18 protein-coding genes are annotated in these 21,431 nt (G+C 70.8%); 13 read left to right on the top strand and 5 right to left on the bottom strand.

Features of this window, described 5'->3' with window-relative positions:
• Positions 1–4 precede the first annotated feature (4 nt).
• Positions 5–1,225: a Na+/H+ antiporter NhaA gene (gene nhaA / locus AB0M47_RS11965; RefSeq protein ID WP_363412007.1), complete on the bottom strand. Its 1,221-nt coding sequence runs from the start codon at positions 1,223–1,225 to the stop codon at positions 5–7.
• Between the two features lie 93 nt (positions 1,226–1,318).
• Between nhaA and AB0M47_RS11960 the strand changes: the two genes are divergently transcribed.
• Positions 1,319–2,422, top strand: a complete 1,104-nt coding sequence (locus AB0M47_RS11960; RefSeq protein ID WP_363412005.1) for a C45 family peptidase — start codon at positions 1,319–1,321, stop codon at positions 2,420–2,422.
• Between the two features lie 62 nt (positions 2,423–2,484).
• Here the strand turns inward: AB0M47_RS11960 and AB0M47_RS11955 are convergent, their stop codons facing one another.
• Both AB0M47_RS11955 and acs read right to left on the bottom strand, forming a co-directional pair.
• Entirely contained in the window at positions 2,485–5,280 is a 2,796-nt protein-coding gene (locus tag AB0M47_RS11955; protein WP_363412003.1) for an immune inhibitor A domain-containing protein, read from the bottom strand.
• A gap of 248 nt (positions 5,281–5,528) precedes the next feature.
• Complete coding sequence (gene acs, locus AB0M47_RS11950) at positions 5,529–7,478, bottom strand: acetate--CoA ligase (RefSeq protein WP_363412001.1); 1,950 nt, start codon at positions 7,476–7,478, stop codon at positions 5,529–5,531.
• A 145-nt stretch (positions 7,479–7,623) separates the two neighbouring features.
• On the opposite strand from acs, the gene AB0M47_RS11945 reads away from it, so the two are divergent.
• A complete protein-coding gene (locus AB0M47_RS11945) occupies positions 7,624–8,364 on the top strand; it encodes an oxidoreductase (protein ID WP_363411999.1) in 741 nt (246 codons plus the stop codon).
• A gap of 276 nt (positions 8,365–8,640) precedes the next feature.
• Here AB0M47_RS11945 and AB0M47_RS11940 read toward each other — a convergent pair whose 3' ends face one another.
• Positions 8,641–9,456 (bottom strand): HAD-IB family hydrolase, encoded by an 816-nt coding sequence (locus tag AB0M47_RS11940; protein ID WP_363411997.1) that lies wholly within the window; start codon positions 9,454–9,456, stop codon positions 8,641–8,643.
• 526 nt (positions 9,457–9,982) lie between these two features.
• Here AB0M47_RS11940 and ssd point away from each other — a divergent pair.
• From ssd to AB0M47_RS11910, 6 genes are all read left to right on the top strand, one after another.
• A complete protein-coding gene (ssd, locus tag AB0M47_RS11935) occupies positions 9,983–11,149 on the top strand; it encodes a septum site-determining protein Ssd (protein ID WP_363411995.1) in 1,167 nt (388 codons plus the stop codon).
• An 8-nt stretch (positions 11,150–11,157) separates the two neighbouring features.
• The gene (locus tag AB0M47_RS11930; RefSeq protein WP_363412068.1) at positions 11,158–12,318 is read left to right on the top strand and encodes a TadA family conjugal transfer-associated ATPase; all 1,161 of its coding nucleotides are present in this window, start codon (positions 11,158–11,160) and stop codon (positions 12,316–12,318) included.
• Positions 12,319–12,776: 458 nt separating this feature from the next.
• A complete protein-coding gene (locus AB0M47_RS11925) occupies positions 12,777–13,397 on the top strand; it encodes a type II secretion system F family protein (RefSeq protein WP_363412066.1) in 621 nt (206 codons plus the stop codon).
• A gap of 13 nt (positions 13,398–13,410) precedes the next feature.
• Entirely contained in the window at positions 13,411–13,563 is a 153-nt protein-coding gene (locus tag AB0M47_RS11920; RefSeq protein WP_363411993.1) for a DUF4244 domain-containing protein, read from the top strand.
• Entirely contained in the window at positions 13,560–13,910 is a 351-nt protein-coding gene (locus AB0M47_RS11915; protein WP_363411991.1) for a TadE family type IV pilus minor pilin, read from the top strand. Before AB0M47_RS11920 ends, AB0M47_RS11915 begins: the two co-directional genes overlap by 4 nt.
• Complete coding sequence (locus AB0M47_RS11910; protein ID WP_363411989.1) at positions 13,907–14,257, top strand: Rv3654c family TadE-like protein; 351 nt, start codon at positions 13,907–13,909, stop codon at positions 14,255–14,257. The genes AB0M47_RS11915 and AB0M47_RS11910 overlap by 4 nt, the downstream gene beginning before the upstream one ends.
• 104 nt (positions 14,258–14,361) lie before the next feature.
• Here the strand turns inward: AB0M47_RS11910 and AB0M47_RS11905 are convergent, their stop codons facing one another.
• Positions 14,362–16,647, bottom strand: a complete 2,286-nt coding sequence (locus AB0M47_RS11905; protein ID WP_363411987.1) for a DEAD/DEAH box helicase — start codon at positions 16,645–16,647, stop codon at positions 14,362–14,364.
• 85 nt (positions 16,648–16,732) lie between these two features.
• On the opposite strand from AB0M47_RS11905, the gene AB0M47_RS11900 reads away from it, so the two are divergent.
• The 5 genes from AB0M47_RS11900 (at position 16,733) to AB0M47_RS11880 (ending at position 21,318) form a co-directional block, all read left to right on the top strand.
• Positions 16,733–17,086: an STAS domain-containing protein gene (locus AB0M47_RS11900; protein ID WP_253759669.1), complete on the top strand. Its 354-nt coding sequence runs from the start codon at positions 16,733–16,735 to the stop codon at positions 17,084–17,086.
• Positions 17,087–17,494 (top strand): ATP-binding protein, encoded by a 408-nt coding sequence (locus tag AB0M47_RS11895; RefSeq protein ID WP_253759671.1) that lies wholly within the window; start codon positions 17,087–17,089, stop codon positions 17,492–17,494. It abuts the gene before it with no gap.
• Between the two features lie 171 nt (positions 17,495–17,665).
• Positions 17,666–20,017 (top strand): sodium-translocating pyrophosphatase, encoded by a 2,352-nt coding sequence (locus AB0M47_RS11890; protein ID WP_363411984.1) that lies wholly within the window; start codon positions 17,666–17,668, stop codon positions 20,015–20,017.
• A gap of 176 nt (positions 20,018–20,193) precedes the next feature.
• Positions 20,194–20,715 (top strand): hypothetical protein, encoded by a 522-nt coding sequence (locus AB0M47_RS11885; protein ID WP_363411982.1) that lies wholly within the window; start codon positions 20,194–20,196, stop codon positions 20,713–20,715.
• A 21-nt stretch (positions 20,716–20,736) separates the two neighbouring features.
• Entirely contained in the window at positions 20,737–21,318 is a 582-nt protein-coding gene (locus AB0M47_RS11880) for a hypothetical protein (protein WP_363411980.1), read from the top strand.
• Positions 21,319–21,431: the final 113 nt, after the last annotated feature.

Raw genomic sequence — 21,431 nt, 5'->3', positions numbered from 1 at the left:
AAGCTTAACCTTCGGTTTGGGACCGTATGCGTCTGCGCAGGCCGGCCGCGCCGAGCAGGGCCGCCACCAGCGACCCGGCCAGGACCGCCATCTTGATCCGGTTCTGCTGGTCGCCGGCGGGGAAGGCCAGTTCGGCGATCAGGAGGCTGACCGTGAAGCCGCAGCCGGTCAGGGCGGCCACTGCGGCGAGGTCGCGCCAGCGCAGCCCGGTCGGCAGTTCGGCCAGCCGCAGCCGGGTGGACAGCGCCGCGCCGCCCAGTACGCCGACGAACTTGCCGACCAGCAGCCCGAGGAAGACGCCGAGCGCGACCCGGTCGGTGAAGATCCCGCTCAGCGTTCCACCCTTGATCGGGATGCCGGCGGCGAAGAACGCGAACACCGGTACGCAGATCCCGGCCGAGATGGGCTGCAGCGTGTGTTCGAGCCAGGTCGCCGGAGCCTCCCGTTCGCCGGGATCGCGTTTGACCCGGGTGGCGAGCCCGAGGGCGACCCCGGCCAGGGTCGCGTGGACGCCGGACGCGTGCAGCAACGCCCACGCGGTGACGCCCAACGGGAGGTAGAGCCACCAACCCCGGAAGCGCATCTGCTGCAGGGCCGCGTACCCCGCGATCGCGCCGACCGCGCCGATCAGCGCCAGCACGTTGAGCGTCGCGGTGAAGACCGCCGCGATGAGCAGGATCGCGCCCAAGTCGTCCACGATGGCCAGCGACAGCAGGAAGACGCGCAGCGACGACGGCAGTCCCGATCCGGCGATCGCGAGGACGGCGAGCGCGAACGCGATGTCGGTCGCGGTCGGCACGGCCCAGCCGTCGGTCCCGCCCGGCGCGCCGATCGCGACCAGCAGCGCGACCCCGGCCGGCACGATCATGCCGCCGAGCGCCGCGAAGATCGGCAACATCGCCCGGCGTACGTCGCGCAGCTCGCCGACGACCAACTCGCGTTTCAACTCCAGCCCGGCGACGATGAAGAAGATCGTCAGCAGCCCATCCTTGGCCCAGGTCGCCAGGCTGAGGTTCAAATGGAGGCTCGCCGGCCCGACCACGGTCTCCGAGAGCTGCTCGTACGCGTCGGCGGCCGGGGAGTTGGCGACGATCAAGGCGATCGTGGCGGCGCCGAGCAGGATGAGCCCGCCGATCTGCTCGGTCCGCAAGAACCGGGCGACCTCGGCGAACGCGGCCTGACCACGCCGGGCGGTACGCCGTCGCAGTCGCCGCTGGCTCGTCACGATCATGAGCTTATCCGCCCTGCTGCGCGCTTCCGGCCCTTCCCACCAGGAAACCGGTCGGACATCAGGTAAGGCGCGGGATAGGGTCGGGCCATGACACCCCCGTTCGTCGTGGACGTCAGCGGCACCCCCGCCGACATGGGCCGGGCGTACGGCGCCCAGGCCGCCGACCTCATCCGCGCCAACGTCGACGAGTACCTGATCCGCTTCGAGGCGTCCGTCCGGCTCGACCGGGCCGCCGTCGTCGCCGAAGGCCGCAAGTACATCGCCCCCACCGAGCAGCACTTCCCGCGGCTCGCTCAACTGCTGGAGGGCGTCGCGGTCGGGGCCGGCGTCGAACCGGCCCTCATCTACGCCATCAACGCCCGGTCCGAACTCCTCTACGGCACCCCCTCCTGCGGCTCGCCCGGCGGTGCCGACATGGGCGAGTGCACGGTGGCCGGCGTACTGGGCGAGCGCAGCGACGACGGGCACACCCGCATCGCCCAGAACTGGGACTGGCACCCCGAGCAGCGCCCCTACACGCTGCTGCTGATCACCCGCGACGAACTCGGCCACGAGGTCGCCACCCTGACCGAAGCGGGCATGCTCGCGAAGTCCGGCCTGAACAACAAGGGCCTCGGGGTCTGCGTCAACCTCATCGGCTCCGACCGCGACGGCCGGCCCGGCGGCGTCCCGTACCACGTGCTGCTCCGCTCGGTCCTGGAAGCCGACTCGCTCTCGTGGGCGTTGCGCAACGCCGTTCGCGCGCCCCGGAGCGCCTCGATCAACCTGCTCATCGGCCAGGCCCACCCCGACGGCGGCGAGATCATCGATCTCGAACTCGTCCCGGGCGACTCGGGCTGGCTCCACCCGCAGGACGGCCTGCTCGTCCACGCCAACCACTTCGAGACCACGCTGCCGGTCTACGACACCATCAAGGACTGGGGCGGCTCGTCGCTCTTCCGGTCCGCGCGGGTCCGGCGCCTGCTCCAGGCCCACCCCCAGGTCGGCGAGAAGGAGCTGCTCTCCGCGCTGACCGACCACCACAGCTTCCCGGTCTCGGTCTGCCGCCACCTCGACGACCGCGACGCGCCGCTCGATCGCTCGGAGACCATCTGGACCACGATGATGGACCTCGACGCCAAGACCCTCCGGCTGATCGCGGGTCCGCCCTGCGAGGGCGGCGCCGGTTCGCTGTTCTCACCCTTCTCCTGACGAGTACGCACAACGCAGCGGGGCCGGTCCGTCAGGACCGGCCCCGCCTTTCGCGTCGAGCGTCAGCTCAGCGCGGGCACCACGTAGATGGTGGCGTAGGAGTTGTCCTTCGCCACGCGCTTGATGGTGATCGTGACGCCGTACGAGACACCGGCGTCACCCGGCCTGCCGGTGCCGAGAACGGTGTTCCCGGCGACGGTCAGGCCGTAGTACTGCGGCAACAGGTTGCCGTTCGCGTCGACGACGCGGGTCGAGTACAGCTGGTTGTCCACCGACGGGATGACCACCGAGGCGTCGGCGTCGCGGTAGAACAGCGAACTGCCCCGGATCTCGATGCCCGGGTACCAGGCCTGGCTGTCGCTGAACGTCGACACCGCCGGGAGCGAGCCGAAGTCGGTGCAGTACTCGCTGTACGGCGCCTTGACGTCCTCGATGCACTCCTTGAAGGCGTACGTCGGCTGGAGCGTGAACGCCGCGTTGGACGACTGCGGACGGCTGGGCAGGTTCTTCAGCGTCGTCGTGTCCTTCGACGCCCCCACACCCGTACGCCGCAGCGGGTCGAAGTGCGAGTCCACGACCAGCAGACCACCCTTCGAGCCACCGCTCGGCAGCGCCGTGATGTTGGCCGTCGGCCAGTTGTCGGTGCCGTACGTGGTGTCCCGGTACCAGAGGAGCATGCCGGGCGCGTTGTACGCGACCTTCTCGACCTTCCACGCGTCGCGCGAGTAGGTCGTGTCGTAGGTGTACTTCAGGCCCTCGTCGAAGCCGTCGAAGTTACGCCACTCGGCCAGGTAGTACTGGTTGCGCCACTGCGAACCCGGGTCGAGGATCCAGCCCGCGCCCGTGGTGTCCACGAAGGTGCCGCCGGTCTGGGCCCAGCCGTTGTTCGCCTCGGCGTCGTCCGACCACGTGGTCGCGCCGCCGCCGGTCACCGACAGGTCGTCGACGAACCAGCCCTTCTCCAGCGACGCCTCGTCGGTGGCGTAGCGGAGCCGGACCTGGACCGTCTGCCCGGCGTACGCCGAGAGGTCGACGTAGTCGTGCCGCCAGCCGGTGGTGTGCCCGGTCAGGCCGTACTTCTTGCCGCCGTAGTCACGCATGCGGCCGTTCGGGTCGCCGTAGTTGTCCGGGGTCGTGACCAGTGCCCCGCCCTCGGTGTAGACCTTCTGCTCCGACCAGGTCGAACCGTCCGTGGACAGCTCGATGAAGCCGTAGTCCCAGTCCTGCTCGATGCTGTAGTCGCTGTAGAGCCAGAACTTGGCGTCCGCCGCGGCGGGCACCTGGACGGTCCGGGTCAGCTTGACGTCGGCCCAGTTCTGGTCGGCGTTCGAGTACCACATCTGGCTGCCGCTGTGCGGGGTCGCCAGCGAGATCCGCTTCTGCGGCAGATCGATCTTGATGCCGTCCTTGGTGCCGACCGGCGTACGCGACGTCTGGCCGAGCTGCACCGCGCGCGCGTCCGAGCCGGGCGTGATGACCAGCGGGTCGGCCCAGCCGAGCACCCACTTGTCCCAGATGCCCATGTGCGTCGGGGTGCCCTGGAAGATCGCGCCCGAGTGCGAGCCGGACGACATCAGGTCCCAGAAGTCCACGTCCGAGTCGGCCGCGCCGCTCGTGTCGTAGAGGTCCGGCAGGCCGAGGTCGTGGCCGTACTCGTGGGCGAAGACGCCGACACCGGAGTCCTCCGGCTGCACGATGTAGTTCGACACCTTGAGGTCGGTGCCCGGGATGGTCGCGCCACCGGCGACCGACGAGGAGTGCGCCCAGATCGAGTAGATGCCCTGCGCGCCACCGCCGCCGGACTTGTCCTTGCCGGCGTGCACCAGCACGAGGTGGTCGATCACGCCGTCCGGCTCGAAGAAGTTGCCGTCACCGTCGCGGTCGGCCTGGTCCTCGATGTCGTAGTCGGCCCAGGGGAAGCTCGGGTCGGCCGCGGCGAGCGAGGCGACCGCGTCGATCGCGAGCTGGCCCTGGCCCCGGGCGTTGGTCGGGTGGCCGTTGCCGGCCTGCGACCGCGGCAGCACCCAGTTCCCGTTGGCGTCCTTGGTGCAGCGCGAGGCGGCGTACCAGCCCTCGGAGTGCGGCATCGTGATCCACGGCGAGGCCTGGCCGTTCACCGTGTACGCGCCCTTGGACATCTCCAGGTACATGTTGTGCATCGTCTTGCCGGCCAGGTCGACGCCGGCCTTGCCGTCCGGGCCGGTCAGGTCGGTGCGTACGCGGTCGGTGATGCCCGTCGTGGTGTAGAGCATCTTGTTGTAGTGCTCCGACGAGAAGTCGGGGACCCACATCGAGTTGTTGTCGGTGTGGCCCAACGTTCCCGGGTTCTGGATCGTGTTGTGCAGCGGCCCGTTCTGGACCGTGCCGAGGACGCACTTGCGGTCGTCGGCGGTGGTCGACGCGTCCGGGTCGAACACGTTGTCCGGCACCATGACGTTGGAGAAGTCGTCGTTGGCGTTCGGGTTGAACTCCATCAGGATCGTCAGCAGCTTGGCGACCTGCGTGCCCTTGGCGTTCTTGATCTGCCGCGGGTTCTTGCCGGTCTTGGCGGCCTGCGCTTCGAGCTTGGCCAGCTGCTTGGCGGTGACGGGGTTGCCACCGGCGTACTTGCGGTCGAGTTCGACGGCCGAGGAGCCGCTGCCGCCGAAGACGCCGTTCTTGCCCTTGGTCTCCGGACGGTCGTCCGGCTGGACCGAGGGCTCGGCGTAGTTGAGGTAGTACTCGTCGGCGCCGATGCTGCCGACCGGGGTCAGGGTGCTCGATCCGGGCAGGGCCGATAGGCCGAGCGCGGCGAGCGCCAGTGCGGGAACAACTGCGAGTACGCGCAGTCGCCGCCGCCGGCGGACGGGGTGAGTCATGACACTCCAAACTCCACAAAGGATGGACGGCCTGGTAGGGGCCGAAAGGGCCGCAGAAGGCGGCCGCATGAAGTGATCTCACGATCGCAGAGGGCGATGCGGTGAGGCGCTCGGTGGAAGGAATGCATGATCGTCGCGGGGCGTGTCACGGATGACGTGACAGCGGACGGCCGATTGACGGACGAAGAAATCCGGGCGAAGCCAGCACGGCTTCGCCCGGATTCTGGTGCTGTTACCTCAGTCTGCGCTCAGTCTTCGCTGGAAGAAGTGGTCATGCCTTGCTGGATGAGCTGCATGACGCCGGCGTCCTGCAGGGTGGTGACGTCGCCGAGCGCACGCTTCTCCGCGATGTCCTTCAGCAGCCGCCGCATGATCTTGCCCGAGCGGGTCTTCGGCAGCTCGGAGACGAACTGGATCTGGCGCGGCTTGCAGATCGGGCCGAGCGTCTTGGCGACGTGGTCCTTCAGCTCCGCCTCGGAGGCCTCGGCGCCGCCCTTGAGGATGACGAACGCGACGACCGCCTGGCCGGTGGTCGGGTCGGTCGCGCCGACGACCGCCGACTCGGCGACCGCCGGGTGCGACACCAGGGCCGACTCGACCTCGGTGGTGGAGATGTTGTGGCCGGACACCAGCATGACGTCGTCGACCCGGCCCAGCAGCCAGAGCGCGCCGTCGTCGTCCTTCTTCGCGCCGTCGCCGGCGAAGTAGTAGCCGTGCTCGGCGAAGCGGGACCAGTAGGTGTCGATGAACCGCTGGTCGTCGCCCCAGATCGTGCGCAGCATCGACGGCCACGGCTCGTTGAGGACGAGGTAACCGCCACCGCCGTTGCCGACGATCTGCCCCGCGTCGTTCACGACGTTGGCCGCGATGCCGGGCAGCGGGCCCATCGCCGAACCGGGCTTGCAGGCGGTGACGCCGGGCAGCGGCGAGATCATGATCGCGCCGGTCTCGGTCTGCCACCAGGTGTCCACGACCGGCGTACGCCCGCCGCCGATGTGCTCGCGGTACCACATCCAGGCCTCGGGGTTGATCGGCTCGCCGACGCTGCCGAGCAGTCGCAGCGACGACAGGTCGAACTGGGCCGGGATGTCGTCGCCCCACTTGGCGAAGGTGCGGATCGCGGTCGGCGCGGTGTAGAGGATCGTCACGCCGTACTTCTGGACGATCTCCCAGAACCGGCCCCGGTGCGGGGTGTCCGGGGTGCCCTCGTACATCACCTGGGTGGCGCCGTTCGAGAGCGGGCCGTAGACGATGTAGGAGTGGCCGGTCACCCAGCCGATGTCGGCGGTGCACCAGTAGACGTCGGTCTCCGGCTTGAGGTCGAAGACGGCGTGGTGGGTGTAGGACGCCTGGGTCAGGTAGCCGCCGGTGGTGTGCAGGATGCCCTTCGGCTTGGCGGTGGTGCCCGAGGTGTAGAGGATGAACAGCGGGTGCTCGGCGTCGAACGGCTGCGCCTCGTGCTTGTCGGAGGCGGTGGCCACGGTCTCGTGCCACCACAGGTCCCGGCCCTCGGTCCAGTCCACGTCCTGACCCGTACGCCGGACGACGAGGACCTTCTCGATCGTCGGGCACTCGGCGACGGCCTCGTCCACGGTCGGCTTGAGGGCGCTCGGGCTGCCCCGGCGGAAGCCGCCGTCGGCGGTGATCACGACCTTCGCGCTGGCGTCCTTGATCCGGCCGGACAGCGCGTCCTTGCTGAAGCCGCCGAAGACGACCGAGTGGGTCGCCCCGATCCGGGCGCAGGCGAGCATCGCCACGGCCGCCTCGGGAATCATCGGCAGGTAGATGGCGACGCGGTCGCCGGCGGTCACGCCCAGGTCGGTCAGCGTGTTCGCCGCCCGGCAGACCTCGGCGTGCAGGTCGGCGTAGGTGATGGCCCGGCTGTCGCCCGGCTCGCCTTCCCAGTGGATCGCGACCTTGTCCCCGTTGCCGGCAGCGAGGTGCCGGTCGAGGCAGTTGTACGCGACGTTGAGCGTGCCGCCCACGAACCACTTCGCGAACGGGGGGTTGGACCAGTCGAGGACCTGGTCCCACTCCTGGAACCAGTCCAGGCGCTGAGCCTGCTTCGCCCAGAACGCCAGGCGGTCGGCGGCGGCCTCGTCATAGGCGGCGGCGGTGACGTTCGCGTTCGCCGCGAAGTCTGCGGGCGGCGGGAACTGCCGATCCTCGGAAAGCAGGTTCTCCAGTGTTTCACTCATTCCCGGGTGCCTCCTCGGGGTGGTTGTGATCCAGATCTGTGACTCAGGCCGCAAGCTGATGTTGATGTTACGTGCCGATGTCGGCACCGAGCAGTTAGGGTTCCTTCCAATTACCGCCTACTGGCTGGTAGCTACGCTGGTGAGCGTGGAAGACGCCTTGGCACCTTTGCTGGACCTCCCCGACGTAGCACCGGCGATCGCCGATGCCCGGAACGCCGTCGACGCGGCGCTGCGGCACCGGGCGCTCCGGCGCTCCGGCGGCATCGTGGCCGCCGAGGTCAGCCTCCGATCCGCCGTCGCGAGCGCGGCGCTCTCCGGGCACGCGTACGCCGTCGAGGACGTCCGGGCCGGAACGGTGCTCGACCCGGTGGTGCAGGGCGCGCTCCGGATCGCCCAGCAGATGCCGGGGTTGGCGGAGACCTTCGCCAAGGCGCCCCGCCAGGTACTCGCTCGCCTGCATACGGTCGCTGCTTCCGGCGTACTAGCTGATGCTGAATTGGGCCGGCCGGTCTCGGATCCGCTGGTGAGCGCGCGCCTGAACGCCCTATGTGACCTGGTGGTGGCCGCGGCAGGCGACCCGATCGTGCGGGCCGCGGTCGTGCACGGCGAGTTGCTGGCGCTGAACGCGTTCGCCGAGGGCAACGGCGTGGTCGCGCGGGCGGCAGCGCGCGCCACCCTCATCGGCAGCGGATTCGACCTGCGGGGATTGATCGCCGTGGACCTCGGCCACCGAGAGCGCGAGCCGGAGTACGTGGGCAGCGCGCACGCCTTCGCGACCGGCACGGTGGACGGTGTGCGGTCGTGGCTCAAGCACTACGCCGCGGCGGTCACGATCGGGGCTGCTGAGTTCACGAAGATCGCCGACGAGGTCCTCGCCACGGCTTAACTCAATTGTCCCACCTGTCACACAATCGGGGCCATCGCTGGCTTACCGGCGGGTACGGGCGTAGAAAAGGGGATACGGAAAGAGCAATCTTTCCGGGCACAGCCGCCGGGCACCCACGCGCGATGACTGCCGTCGTGAAGGCACGACACGTCGGAACCGTAAGGGCTGACGCGTTCGAGCAAACGGACACGCCTGGTAACCCGAGCGGGAGTGCGAGATGGCGCCGCAGGATGTGCGGCGCCATCCTATGTATACGGAGTGCTTCGCTCAGGCGAGCTATTCGCCGGCTGCTGCGGCGCGCGTCCTGCGGCGGTGGCCGTACCAGGCGATGCCGATGGCGACTCCGACGCCGACCGCTGCGGCGGCCGCGACCGGAACGGCCGGGCGCTCCATGATCTGCTTGCGCATCCGCGCGCCCAACGGGACCGGCCGGCGGAACTCGAGGATCGGCCACTCCCGTTCGACGGCGAGTTTGCGCAGCCCGCGATCGGGATTGACGGCTGTCGGATTTCCGACGATCTCCAGCAGCGGCGCGTCCGAGATCGAATCCGAGTACGCGTAGCACTCGCTCAGGTCGTATCCGCGTTCGGCGGCCAGCTCCTTGACGGCGCTGACCTTGCCGGTGCCGGCGGCGTAGAAGTCGATCTCGCCGGTGTAGACGTCGTCGACGATCCGCATCCGCGTCGCGACCACGTCGTGTACGCCCAGCTGCGCGCCGATCGGGCGGACGAACTCCTCGCCCGAGGCGGAGACGAGGACGACGTCCCGGCCGGTGGCCTGATGCTCGGCGATCAGCGCCGCGGCCTCGGCGTACACATAAGGCTTGATGAGTTCGTGGAGCGTCTCGTCCACGATCTGCCGGACTTGCTCGGCGCTCCAGCCCTTGCACAGCTCGGCCAGGTAGTCCCGGGTCCTCGCCATCGAGGCGTCGTCCGCGCCGCCGATCTTGAAGGAGAGCTGTGCATAGGCGGCCTTCACCGCGTCGCGGCGCGTGATCAGGCCGTCCCGATAGAACGGACGCCCGAAAGCCAACGCGCTGGACTTCGCGATGACCGTCTTGTCCAGGTCGAAGAAAGCGGCGCTTCTGCCCACGGCGAGCCAGTCTAGTCGGGCCGAGCGGTCCGGCGGGGCCGCCCGGCGGCGCGCCATACCACCCAGACAGGGATGAATACCTGCAACCGGTTACTGTGCGATGCACCAGCAGTGCGGAGAGTTGCGAACGCACCGCAAGTTTCGATGATCTCGGCGTGTCGCCGCGAGTTGTGCTCGACCCCCCTCGACTTAGCGGCCCTGCCTCAGGCATGCTTGTGCGCAAGCACTCGGCGGTTGCACCCCCCGCTACCGCTGGGTGGGTTACGACTCAACCCCCCCGGAGTCGGACCCCTGACGACCCCCGTCTATTGACGGGGGTCGTCTTCGTTTACGGCGAACCTTTCCCCGTGAGTCCCCCGTGGAATCCCCCTGAGTGGCTCCCCCCGGAACCTTCCCCCTCGGTCAGTTCTCCACACTCGTTCGCCGTCCACAGAATTCCATCGCATCTATGTGGGCCTCGGCTGTCCGCTACGGGACCGTGTGCAGGTCACGAACCCGACTCCCTTGGTGTGATGAGGATCCCGCGATGCCGAGCCGACCACTCCTGCTGTCCGCCGACGCCCACCTGACCGACGAGATCCTCCGGCTGGCCGCCGTCGCGGGGGTCGAACTGGAACTCGCCCTCGACCCCGACGCCGGCATCGCCTTCAGCCGGGCGCCGCTCGTCCTGCTCGGCGCGGAGGTCGCCGACCGCGCCCGGCGGCTGCCTCGGCGTACGGGGGTGATCGTGGTCGGGTTGGGCGATCGGCCACAGGATCTGCTGCCGATCGCGGAGGCGCTGTCGGCCGAGTTCGTCGCCTGTCTGCCCGCCGCCCAGGAGTGGCTGCTCAGCCGGCTCGCCGAGACCGCTGTCGCGACCGGGCGCCAGGGTCGAGTCGTCGGCGTGATCGGCGGCCGGGGCGGCGCGGGCGCGTCCACTATGGCCGCCGCGCTCGCGGTGACCGGCGTACGCGCCGGACTGGCCACCTTGCTCGTCGACGCCGATCCACTGGGTGGCGGCATCGACCTCACGCTGGGCTGGGAGGACGTCGCCGGCCTGCGCTGGCCCGCGCTGGCCGGAGCCGGTGGCCGAATCGATCCCGGGTTGCTGCGCCGGGCGCTGCCCGGCCGGGGCGCGCTCGCGGTGCTGTCGTGGACCCGTGCGGAAGGCTGGGTCGGCGAGCTGACCGCCGACCTCGGTGGCGAGCGGACCGGGCCGGAAGGTTGGGGGAGCGACGTCCTCGCCACTCGCGAATGGACACTCGCGGACGCCTGGACCTCCGGGACTGCGCCCGTTCCCGTGGACCGCGCCGCGGAGGCCATGCGAGCCGCGCTCGACGCCGGTCGGCGGCAAGCCGATCTCGTCGTGCTCGACCTGCCCCGGTACGCCGACTCCGCGGCCGAAGCGGGCATGGCGGCGGCGTACCGGATCTTCGTCGTCGTCCCGGCGGAGCTCAGGGCGACCGCGGCCGCCCTGACGGTGGTCCGCCGCCTGCGGGAGTTCTGCGACGACCTCCAGCTCGTCGTACGCGGTCCCGCCCCGGGCGGCCTCCGGGCGGCCGAGATCGCCGGCGCCCTCGGCCTCCCGCTGGCCGAGGTGCTGGCTCCGGAGACTGAGGTGGCCAGGGACCTGGAGAAGGGCGCTGCACCGGCCGGGACCGGCCGAGGCGAGTTGGCCTCGGTCTGCCGGAAGCTGCTCGGAGGCCTGTCGTGACCGGGTCGTTGCTGGATCAGCTGGCGGGCCGGTTGCGTGATCAGTTCGCGGTCGACGGGGCGACCGCGTCGCCGGTGGCGATCGCGACGGCGTTGCGGGCCGAACCGGAGGCGGCGGTGCTGGGCGACGCCGGGCTGTTGCGCATGGCCGACCGGGTGCACGGCGACCTCGCCGGGGCAGGCCCGCTCGCGCCGCTGCTCGCCGACGCGGACGTCACCGACGTGCTGGTCAACGGCGTCGAAGTGTGGGTCGACCGAGGCCGGGGTCTCCAGCGAGGTCCAGCGGTGTTCGGCCACCCCGACGACGTACGCCGCCTGGCTCAGCGCATGGCGGCGGGTGCGGGGCGGCGGCTGGACGACGGTTCGCCGTTCGTGGACGCCCGCCTGCCCGACGGCACCCGCTTGCACGCGGTCCTGCCACCGGTGGCGGTGGGCGGCCCGTGTCTGTCGCTGCGTACCTTCCGGCATCGCCCGTATGTGCTGGGCGAGCTGGTCAGCGCGCCGGTCGCCGAGTTGCTGGCGGCGATCGTGGCGGCCCGCGTCAGCTTCCTCATCGGCGGCGGGACGGGGTCGGGGAAGACGACGCTGTTGGCGGCGATGCTCGGATTGGTGCCGGTATCCGAGCGGATCGTGGTCGTCGAGGACTCGGCCGAGCTGCGGCCCCGGCATCCCCACGTGGTCGCGCTGCAAAGCCGTACCTCCAACGTGGAGGGTGCGGGCACGGTCGGGCTGGCGGATCTCGTCCGTCAAGCGCTCCGGATGCGGCCCGATCGGCTCATCGTCGGCGAGTGCCGAGGTCCGGAGGTCGTCGACCTGCTCGCCGCGTTGAACACCGGCCACGAGGGCGGCGCGGGAACGCTGCACGCCAACACCGCCACCGACGTCCCGGCTCGGCTGGAAGCGCTCGGCTTGACCGGCGGACTTCCGCGCGCGGCACTGCACGCGCAACTCGCCTCTGCCCTCCAGGTCGTGCTCCATCTGCGCCGGGACACCCACGGCCGCCGCCTCGACGAGGTCTGCGTCCTGCTACCGGACCGGTCCGGGCTGGTCACCGCCGTCGTCGCGTGGCGGCGTACGGGTGGACCCGGCCCGGCCGCCGGGCATCTCGGCGCGCTGCTGTCCGCGCGCGGCGTCGCGGTTCCCGCCCTGCTCCGCTCGGGTCCGGCGTGACCCGCGCGGTCCGCCGCCGGTTCGCTCGCGTTCTGGCGGTACGCCCACCGCAGCGTCCGGCCCGGCGACGGGTGCCGGTGGCGTCCCCGGCGCTGGTGGGCGTCACGGCGGCGGCTGCGGTCGTCGGCGGCGTGGTCGCCGGGCTGCTGACGCTGCTCTACGGCGGCGTGCTCGCGTACGCGGTCCGGGCGCGCCGGGCAACGCGGGTGACTGCAGCGCGACGAGCGGCCGCACTGGACGCGATCGCCGACGCGGCGGCGGCGCTCCGGGCGGGATCGTCGTCGGCAGCGCTGCCGCTGATCGCTGATCCGGTGCTGTCGGCCCAGGTCAACGCCGCTGTCGAGGTCGCCGGGGAAACCGGGGCGCCCTTGGCGGATCTGCTCGACCGGATCGAGGAGGAGCACCGGGGCGCCACCCGGGCGGCCGCGCGGGCTGCGGCGGAGGCGGCCGGGGCCTGGATGACAGCCGTGCTGCTCCTGGTCCTTCCTGCCGGCGGAGTCGCCCTCGGGCACTTCATCGGGGTGGACTCCGTCGCCGTCCTACTGCGTACGCCGATCGGCGGAGCATGTGCGCTCGCTGCCGCTTCGCTCCAGCTCGCCGGCCTGCTCTGGGTACGCCGAATCGCCGTCGCCCGGCCACCCCGCGATCGTCACCAACGCGATCTGCCGCTCGCGGCCGAGCTGCTCGGCGCGGTTCTGCGGGTCGGCGTACCGGTGGATCACGGGGTGCTGGCGGTGGCCCGAGCACTGCCGCTGGGGGAGCGGTTGACCCGAGTCGGCCGGGCCTTGCGGCTCGGGGCCGCCCCCGCCGAGGCCTGGCGGCATCTGGCCGACCTCGACGGCGCCCAGCGGCTGATCACGGCGGCGATCCGGAGCGCGGGCAGCGGCGCGGCGCTGGCCGCCACCTTGCGACGCATAGCGGGTGACCTGCGCGCCGCCGAAGCGGATCGGGCCGAGGCCCGGGCCCGTCGCGCGGCGGTGCTGCTGGTGCTGCCGCTCGGACTGTGCTTCCTGCCGGCGTTCGTGCTGGCCGGGCTGGCCCCCGTGGTGATCGCGGTGGTCGGGCAGCTCTCACAGTGAGGAGTCCATCCACATGAAACAACCACCCGATTCCGGGATGAACACTGCGGAGTACGCCGTCGGCACCTTGGCGGCAGTCGCCTTCGCGGGGCTGCTCTACAAGGTCCTGACCAGCAACATCATCCAGTCCGCGCTGACGGCGATCATCCAGCGAGCGCTGAAGTGATCGGTGTTCTCCGGTGTGGCCGGGCGCGTCCCGGCCGCACCACCTCAGCCGGATCGGCGACCGTGGAGTTGGCGGCCAGCCTGCCGGCCGTGGTCCTGCTGCTCCTCGTGGGCCTGACCGCGGTGGACGCAGTCGCGACCCGGTTGCGATGTGTCGACGCCGCACGGGACGCGGCGCTGGCGGTCGCCCGCGGTGAGCCGGCGAGCACCGCTCACCTGCCCAGCGGAGGTCACCTCACGGTCAGCGCGTCGGGCGACCAGATCACCGCAGTGGTGAGTGCGCCCGTGTACGCGGGCTGGCGCAGCCTGCGCGTGTCGGCCACAGCGGTCGCGGCGGTCGAGTCGTGACCGCGCTCGGCCGGTCGCGGCAGCGGGACCGGGGTTCGGCGACGATCTGGGCGTTGACCGTCGGGCTGGTCGTCGTCCTGTTCGCCGTCGCGATGGCCCAGGTCGGCGTGGCGATCACCGCCCGGCGCAGTGCTCAGGTGGCGGCCGATCTGGGCGCGCTGGCCGGGGCGGCCCGGGCGATCGAGGGCGCGGCCGGCGCGTGCGGGCGGGCGTCGGCGTACGTCGTCGCCAACGGCGCTGAACTGCGGGACTGCCACCTCGACGGGCTCGATCTGATCGTCACCGCTGCCGTCCCCACCCGCTTCGGCACCGCGACGGCGGCCGCCCGCGCCGGTCCCGTCGCCTGACGCGTCAGCGCTGGATCACGGATCCGGGTCGAATCTTCGCCCAAGATTCGACCGAGAACCCTGATCCAGCCCGGTGGGAGGGGCGGAACGGATCGCGAATCGGGTCAGGCGAGGGCGGCGAGGAGGAGGTCGAGGACGACGATCGCGCCTTCCTTGTCGAGCGGGTCGTTGCCGTTGCCGCACTTGGGCGACTGCACGCACGACGGGCAGCCGCGCAGGCATCCGCAGGCCGCGATGGCGTCCCGGGTGGCGCGCAGCCAGTGCCCGGCGATCCCGTACGCCCGCTCGGCGAAGCCGGCGCCGCCGGGATGCCCGTCGTAGACGAAGATCGTCGGCGCGCCGGTGTCGTAGTGCAGGGCGGTCGACAGTCCGCCGATGTCCCACCGGTCGCAGGTCGCCACCAGCGGCAGCAGTCCGATCGCGGCGTGCTCGGCGGCGTGCAGCGACCCCGGCAGGTCGTCGATCCCGGCGACCACCTCGGGGGACAGCGTCGTCCAGACGGCGACCGTACGCAGTTCCCGGGGCGGCAGGTCGAGCGGGAAGGTGCCGAGCACCTCGCCGCTGCCGACCGCCCGGCGCTGATAGGAGACGACCTGGTGGGAGACGTCGACGTCGCCGAGGAACAACCCGATCGGTCCAGCGTCCACATAAGACCGGACGGCGACGATGTCGAGGTTGGTGACGTCGCGGGCGTGCGTCGTGTAGTCAGGCTCCTCGGTGCGTACGAGGGCGGTGGCGTCGTCTAGGTCCAGCCGATCCACCACGTAAGACGTGCCCTGGTGCAGGTAGACGGCGCCGTCGTGCAGCGCGTGGTGCGCCGAGCCGGCGTCGAGCGTGCCGACCAAGCGGCCGGAGTCGGCCTCGACGATCGCTATCGGCGCACCGCCGGTGCCGCGCAGGTCGACCTCGGGCCGCTGCGGATGCGTCCAGTAGAGGCCGGTCGGCCGTCGTCGCAGGGCGCCCGCCTCGACCAGTTCGTCGACCAGCTCGGCGGGCGCGTCGAACAGGGCGAGGTCGGCCGGGGTGAGCGGCGCTTCCATCGCCGCTGCGCACAGATGCGGGCCTAGGACGTACGGGTTGCCCGGGTCGAGCACGGTGGCCTCGACCGGCCGGTCGAACAACGCGGCCGGGTTGTGGACGAGATAGGTGTCGAGCGGGTCGTCCCGCGCCACCATCACGCAGAGCCCGTCGCGCCCGGCCCGCCCCGCGCGCCCGGCCTGCTGCCAGAGCGAGGCCAACCGGCCGGGATAACCCGCGAGCAGCACCGCGTCGAGTCCGGTGAGGTCGACGCCCAGCTCCAGGGCGTTCGTCGTGGCCAGTCCGGTCAGCTCCCCGGTGAGCAGCGCTCGCTCCAGGGCGCGCCGATCCTCGCGCAGATAACCGCCCCGGTACGCGGCGACCTGTGTGGACAGCTGGGCGTCCACCTCACGCAGGGCGCGCCGGGTCATGGCGGAGACGACCTCCGCGCCCCGCCGGGACGGGACGAAGGCGAGCGTACGCATCCCGGCCACGACGGCGTCGGTGAGCAGATCGGCCGTCTCGGCCAAGGCCGACCGCCGGTGCTCCTCGCCGGACGCGTCCTTCTGCAACGGAGGTTCCCACAACGCGAAGGTCATCGCGCCCCGGGGAGCCGTGTCCTCGCTGACCGCCACCGCCTCCGCGCCGATCAACCGGCCGACCGAGGCGGCCGGATCGCCGGAGGTCGCGGAGGCGGCGAGGAAGACGACGTCGCGCGGGGTCAACCGGCGCAGGCGGCGCAGCACGTGGGCGACGTGGGAGCCGAACACCCCCCGGTACGCGTGGCACTCGTCCACGATCACGTAGCGCAGCCCGCGCAGAAACCGCCGCCAGCGGCCGTGCCCGGGGAGGATGCCGTGGTGCAGCATGTCCGGGTTGGTCAGCACCAGGTTCGCGTGCTGGCGTACCCAGTCCCGCTCGTCGCGTGGCGTGTCGCCGTCGAACACCGCTGCGCGTACCCCTGGGAGATCCAGAGCCGCGACGGTCCGCAGCTGATCCGCGGCGAGCGCCTTCGTCGGGGCGAGGTAGAGGATCCGGGCGGTGGGTTCAGTGATCAGCTCGCTGAGCGCGGGCAGCAGGTAGGCCAGCGACTTGCCGGAGCCGGTGCCGGTGGCGACCACCGTGTGGTGACCCGCGCGGGCATGCTCGCCGACGGCGACCTGATGTGGCCACGGCGCCGCGATGCCCGCCTTGATCAACGCTGTGACAAGTGGCTCCGGCGCCCAGTCCGGCCAGGGCGCGGAGGTGCCCGCCCGAGGCGGCCGGAACTCGATGTGCGTGATCGCCTCGCCAGCGGCGTCCGGGCGCAGACGAGCCAGGCCGGACGCGGCGAGCAGAGCCCTGAGGTCGGAGGTGGGGTCGGCGGCAGTCACTTCCACGAAAGCCTATCCGGATGCTGTGACACTCCGGCCATGCCGAGGAGGTGCGTCCGTCGGGGACGATGGCAAGATGCCAGTCATGGAACTCTCGCTGGCGACGCGGACGGTCGCTGCCCACACGGTGCTGGAAGTCACCGGGGAAGTCGACGTCTACACCGCTCCCAAGCTGCGGGATCGGCTCACCGAGCTGCTCGAGGCGGGCACGCGGGCCCTGGTCGTCGACCTCGGCCGGGTGGAGTTCCTCGACTCGACGGGGCTGGGCGTGCTCGTCGGCGGGCTGCGCAAGGCGCGCAACCTGGGCGGCAGCTTCGGCTTGGTAGTGGGGCAGGAATCGCTGCTCAAGGTCTTCCGCATCACCGCTCTCGACCAGGTCCTCCCGCTGTATCCCACGATCGAGGCGGCCACCGGGCAGTCGGGCGACGGTGGTCGATAGGTGGCGACAGTACGCCTGGAGTTCACCCCCGAACCCGTTTACGTCCGTACCGCCCGGCTCGTCGGTGTCGCCGTGGCGCGTCGCGCCGGGCTGCCCGAGGATCGGCTGGACGAGGTACGCCAAGCGATCGGTGAGGCCTGTGGCCGCGCGGTCACCCGGCATCTCCGGCACAACCTGCGGGCGCCGGTGCTGGTCGAGATGCGCGACGAGAACCCCTACACCGTCCTGGTGACCGACCGGGCGCCGGACGACGCCGCCTCCGACATGGAGGAGGAGATCACGGTGGAAGCGAGTCTCGCCCTGCTCAGCGGGGTGGCCGAGGAGCTCGAGGTGCATCAGGCGCCCGACGGAGCCGGCTCGGTCGTGCGGATGTCCTGGACGGCGCGGCCCGTCCGCACCCGGCGCTGAGCACGAACTGGTGACCCTAACCCATGACCCCGGCGTAACACAGCGGCAAAGATCACCGCGACACGGCCGGACCTTGGTGTGACCAGGAACACGGTTCACCGCTAGAGTGCTCGGGTTATCTGCAACCGCCGCTACTCACTGTGAATGGCGGCGATCAACAGGAGGACATCGATGTCCGGGACCACAATTGTCGCCGAAGGCGACAAGGTGGCCCTTACCGGTAACAACGTCACGTACATAGTGGTGGCCGCCGTGATCGCTCTTGTGGCGCTCGGCTTTGCCTTCACCCTCGTGCGAGCCGTGCTCGGCACCGGCAAGGGCACCGTCAAGATGCAGGAGATCGCGGGCGCCGTCCAAGAGGGCGCCACGGCATACCTGTTCCGCCAGTTCAAGACCCTGGCAATCTTCGTCGTGATCGCAGTCGTCGTACTCTTCGTGCTTCCCGTGCACGGCGTGTCCGACAACGTAACCGCGGTGAAGATCGGCCGCTCGGCCTTCTTCGTGGTGGGTGCGGTCTTCTCCGCGTTCATCGGCGGTGCCGGCATGGCGCTGGCGACTCGGGCGAACCTGCGGGTCGCCGCGGCCGCCCGTGAGGACGGCGGCCGGGAGAAGGCCATGTCGATCGCGTTCCGCTCCGGCGGCGTGGTCGGCTTCCTCACCGTCGGTCTGGGCCTGCTCGGCGCGGCGATCGTCGTGCTGGTCTACAAGAGCGACGCCCCGACCGTGCTGGAGGGCTTCGGCTTCGGCGCCGCGCTGCTCGCGATGTTCATGCGGGTCGGCGGCGGCATCTTCACCAAGGCCGCCGACGTCGGCGCGGACCTGGTCGGCAAGGTCGAGCAGGGCATCCCCGAGGACGACCCGCGCAACGCGGCCACCATCGCGGACAACGTCGGCGACAACGTCGGCGACTGCGCCGGCATGGCGGCCGACCTGTTCGAGTCGTACGCGGTCATGCTGGTCGCGTCGCTGATCCTGGGCAAGACCGCATTCGGCACCCAGGGCCTGGTGTTCCCGCTGATCGTGGCCACCATCGGCGCGCTCGTCGCGATCGTCGGCGTGTTCATCACCCGGCTGCGTACCTCCAACCGCAGCGGCCTGACCGCGATCAACCGGGCGTTCTACATCTCGGCCGTGATCTCGGCCGTGCTGGTCGGCGTCGCGACCTGGCTGTACCTGCCGGCGTCGTTCAAGGAGTTCGACGGCGGTCTGCAGGACGTGGACGCCAACCCGCGGGTGGTCGCGCTCGCCGCGGTCGTCATCGGCATCGTGCTGGCCGCTGCCATCCAGGCGCTGACCGGCTACTTCACCGAGACGAGCCGCCGTCCCGTCCGGGACATCGGCCGGTCCTCCGAGACCGGCCCGGCCACCGTCATCCTCGCCGGCATCAGCGTCGGCCTGGAGTCGGCGGTTTACAGCGCGCTGCTCATCGGTGCGGCCGTCTTCGGCGCGTTCCTGCTGGGCACGGGCTCGATCACGCTGTCGCTGTTCGCCGTCGCGCTGGCCGGCTGCGGCCTGCTCACCACGGTCGGCGTCATCGTCGCGATGGACACCTTCGGCCCGATCAGCGACAACGCCCAGGGCATCGCCGAGATGTCCGGCGACATCGACGAGCGGGGTGCGCGTACGCTCACCGACCTCGACGCGGTCGGCAACACCACCAAGGCGATCACCAAGGGCATCGCGATCGCGACGGCAGTGCTCGCCGCGACCGCCCTGTTCGGGTCGTACACCGACACCCTGGTGTCCACCCTGGGCGGTGGCGAGGCCGCGGCGGCGAAGCTCGCCGAGTGGCTGAATATCTCCAACCCGGCCAACCTCGTCGGCCTCATCTGCGGCGCGGCGGTGGTCTTCCTGTTCTCCGGCCTGGCCATCAACGCCGTGTCCCGGTCCGCGGGCGCGGTCGTGATGGAGGTGCGCCGCCAGTTCCGGGAGTTCCCGGGCATCATGGACGGTTCGCAGCGTCCGGAGTACGGCAAGGTCGTGGACATCTGCACCCGGGACGCGCAGCGCGAGCTGATGACCCCCGGTCTGCTGGCCGTGCTCGCCCCGATCGCGGTCGGCTTCGGCCTCGGCCCGGGCGCGCTCGTGTCCTACCTGGCCGGCGCGATCGGCACCGGCACCCTGATGGCCGTCTTCCTGGCCAACTCGGGTGGCGCGTGGGACAACGCGAAGAAGATGGTCGAGGACGGCGAGTTCGGCGGCAAGGGTTCGCCGCAGCACGCCGCGACGGTCATCGGCGACACCGTCGGCGACCCGTTCAAGGACACCGCCGGTCCGGCCATCAACCCGCTGATCAAGGTCATGAACCTGGTGGCCCTGCTCATCGCCCCGGCCGTCGTCACGCTGAGCTTCGGCGCCGACGCCAACACCGGCGTACGCGTGGCGATCGCGGTCGTCGCGTTCGCGATCATCGCGGGCGCGGTGGTGTTCAGCAAGCGCAAGCCGATCGGTGTGGGTGGAGACGGCGACTCGGGAAAAGCTGACGCCGCCTCGGCGGCGGATCGCGAGTCCGTCACTGCGTAGCTCGTCAGTCGGAAAATAGACAAGGCCCGGGCCATGCGCCCGGGCCCTGTCGCGTCAGCGACAAGGCCCGGGCGCCCGGCCGGCCACACGTAGGTGCGCCGGCCGAGCAGTAACCTGCTTCTGAAGGACCCACCACGGCCGTAGCACGCCTGTGCTACGCGTCGTAGGCTGCTTCCATGCGAAGGCTCGCGCCACTCGCCGCCCTCGCGGCCGCTCTCCTCGTCGCCGCGTGTTCCAGCGGCCCGCCGCCCCGGGTCTGGGCGGCCAGCGTCTGCAGTGCACTCACGCCCTGGCGGGCCGAACTGCAGAGCTTGACGACCAAGGCCCAGGAGCAGGCCAACGCCGCGCCCAACTCGGCACAGGCCAAGGAGAACCTGGTCCGGCTCTTCGACGGGGCGCAGAAGTCCACTGAGGCCGCTCGGGCGAAGGTGGAGGCGGCGGGCGTACCGGACGTCGACGACGGCGCGAAGATCGCGCACAACTTCATCGCCACGCTGACGGCGGTGCGGGACGCGTACGGGCATGCCAAGGACGGCGTCACGGCGCTGGCCCCCGGCGACGCGCACACCTTCTCCGACGGGGTGGCGACCGTGCTGACCACCCTCAACACCGAGTACTCCAAGAGTGCGATCGACGTCGACCAGCTGGATTCCGTCGAGCTCCGCAAGGCGTTCGACGAGGTCCCCGAGTGCAAGTAGCGCGGGACCGGGATGCTGGCCGTGCGACCGTCCAGAGGGCAGCTGCCGATCTTCGCCGCCGCCTCGGCCGACCCTGGCCCGGGTGATCTCGCCGGGCTGCTGATCGGGCCGGGTCAGGTCGTCCGCATGGGCGGGACCGCCCGGGTGTCGGTCGTCGTGGACGCCCCGTGGCGGGTGCACGCCCTCGACGCCGAGCTGCGCCGCCGGGATCTAGCGATGCAGTGGGAGCCGTCCACCGTCGAGGGACACTACGGCGTACGCACCTCCTATTCGGGGGTGCTCGCCGAGTTGTCGGCGCGCTGGCTGCGCGGCGCCGTGAAGGCCCCGCCGTCGGCGTTCCTGCTCGACGGCGTACGCCTGAGGCTGTGGTTCACCGCCGCGGGCACGGTCACGCCCGACTCGCCGGAGTTGCTGCTTCGGCTCGGCCAAAACGACGAGCAATGCTGGACGCCCGCTGCGCGGGCGCTGGCGGTGCTCGGCTTCCCCGTCGAGGCGGCCAGGGGCCCGGCGCTGCGGATTTCCGGGCGTCGGCGGATCCGGCGGTTCGCGGAGTTGATCGGCGAGCCGCTGCCCGTGGTCCCGCTCACAGCATGGCCAGCGTGAATTCGCCTTCTTGATCTTGCTGGAAACGGCAAAATGCATGATCAACGACGTTGTGCCCGCGGGAAAGGTATCGTCTACGCGTCGATGGGGTGCGATGGGGTGCGCAACCGGAG

This window comes from Hamadaea sp. NPDC051192 (assembly GCF_040682475.1).
In the GTDB taxonomy this organism is placed as follows: domain Bacteria; phylum Actinomycetota; class Actinomycetes; order Mycobacteriales; family Micromonosporaceae; genus Hamadaea; species Hamadaea flava.
Note: the sequence above shows the minus strand (reverse complement) of the source record. Positions and strands in the feature narration are given on the sequence as shown.